This window comes from Streptomyces sp. IBSBF 2435, assembly GCF_036815005.1.
Classification (GTDB): Bacteria; Actinomycetota; Actinomycetes; order Streptomycetales; family Streptomycetaceae; genus Actinacidiphila.
Genome location: NZ_JAJSYW010000229.1, coordinates 7456 through 9433, shown reverse-complemented (window position 1 = coordinate 9433; position 1978 = coordinate 7456). Strand labels below are relative to the sequence as shown.

Annotated in this window: 1 protein-coding gene; it reads left to right on the top strand. The window is 73.8% G+C overall.

Features of this window, described 5'->3' with window-relative positions; translation table 11 throughout:
• Positions 1 to 83 precede the first annotated feature (83 nt).
• Positions 84 to 1978 (top strand): peptidoglycan recognition protein family protein (locus V7E46_RS30015; RefSeq protein ID WP_333771361.1); only part of this gene is annotated, 1895 nt, incomplete at its 3' end.

Sequence of the window (1978 nt, the reverse complement as noted above, 5' to 3'; positions counted from 1 at the left end):
GGATAAGGCGGTGTGGGGGGCTGACGGGGTGTCGAATATGGTACGAGGTTCGGAACGTTGAACGACGGAATGAGGGGGGACACGTGAGAACACGTCGGGTCTGGGGAGCGGCGCTTGCGGCCGCGTTGGGCGTGTCGGGGATGGTGGGACTCCAGCAGGTGGCGCAAGGGGCGCCGGTCGGCGGGGTGCGGGCGGCCGGGCCGGTGGCCAGTTCCGTGCAGGCGGTCGGGCTGGCCGTCGGCGGTGACGGCGGCGCGGTGCTCGGCAGGCGCGGCACGAAGCCGTTCAGTACGGTCGGCGTGTCGTGGCGGGACCCGAAGGCCGCGGCGCCCGGGCGGGTCGAGGTGCGGACCAGGGAAGCCGGGACCGGCGTCTGGTCGGGGTGGCGTCAGCTGGACGCGACCGAGCAGGAGGGCGACCTGGGGGCCGGGGCGCGCGGCGCCACCGACCCGCTGTGGGTCGGCCCGTCCGACGGCGTACAGGTGCGGGTCGACAAGGGCGCGGCGGCGCTGCCCGCGGGCCTGCGGGTCGACATGGTCGGCGACGACCCGACCGCCGCGCCGCAGGGCGCCGTCGCGCCGCGGGACACCCAGCGCCCGCCGGGCAGCGGGCCGGTCTCCTCCGTGCCGCAGCCGTCGATCGTCAGCCGGGCCGGCTGGGGCGCTGACGAGTCCATCAGCCCCGAGGACCCGGTCTACATGACCGACGTCCACGGTGTCTTCGTCCACCACACCGACACCGCCGTCGACTACGACTGCGCCGACTCGGCGTCGATCGTCCGCGGCATCTACGTCTTCCACGTGCAGTCGAACGGCTGGAAGGACATCGGCTACAACTTCCTGGTCGACAAGTGCGGCACGATCTTCGAGGGCCGCAAGGGCGGGGTGGACCAGCCGGTCGAGGGTGCGCACACCGCCGGGTGGAACCAGGACACCACCGGCATCGCCGTACTCGGCAACTACACGTCCGCCGGCGCCAGTACCGCCGCACTGGCCTCGGTCGCCCGGGTGGCCGCGTGGAAGCTCGGGCAGTACGGGGTCGACCCGTCGAGCACGGTGTCGCTGTCGACCCAGACCACCCAGACCAGCGGCACCGGCCGGTCCTTCACGGCCGGGCAGTCGTACCCCTTCCCGGCCGTCTCGGCGCACCGCGACGGCGTGAGCACCGAGTGCCCGGGCGACAAGCTCTACGCGCAGCTCGGCACGATCCGCAGCTGGGCCGCGGGGCCGGTCGCCGGCCTGGCCGTCAGCTCGGTGGGCGGCGCGGCCTACCAGGACGGCGGGACCTATCACACCACCGGTCCCGTCACGGTCAACTGGACGGCGTCGACGCCCACTTCGCTGATCTCGGGCTTCAAGGTCCTGGTCGACGGCACCGCCGCCGCCAGCGTCGCGGGCACCGCGAGGTCCGCCACCGTCACGCTCCCGGTGGGTACGCACTCCGTCGCCGTCCAGGGCGTCCACCAGTCGGGCAAGCTCGCCACCACCGCGGCGACCACGGTCGTCGCCGACGCGGCGCCGCCCGCGACCACCTTCCACCCGCTGACGCCGGCCCGGCTGATGGACACCCGCAGCGGCAAGGGCGTGCCCGCGGGCGCGGTCGGGCCTGGCGGTGTGGTGAGCCTGCCGGTCACCGGCGGGACCACGGGGGTGCCGGCCAGCGGGGTGACCGCGGTGGTGCTGAACGTGACGGCGACCGGTCCGACGTCGTCCAGCTTCGTGTCGGTCTACCCGGACGGCACGGCCCGCACGAGCGCGTCGAACCTGAACTTCGTGGCGGGGCAGACGATCCCGAACCTGGTGGTCGTGCCGGTCGTCAACGGCAAGGTCGACTTCTACAACCACGCCGGCAGCGTGAACGTCCTCGCGGACGTCACCGGCTACTACACGGCCGACACCACCGGCTCGACCTACCGGACCCTGTCGCCGGCCCGGCTGATGGACACCCGCAGCGGCAAGGGCGTGCCCGCGGGCGCGGT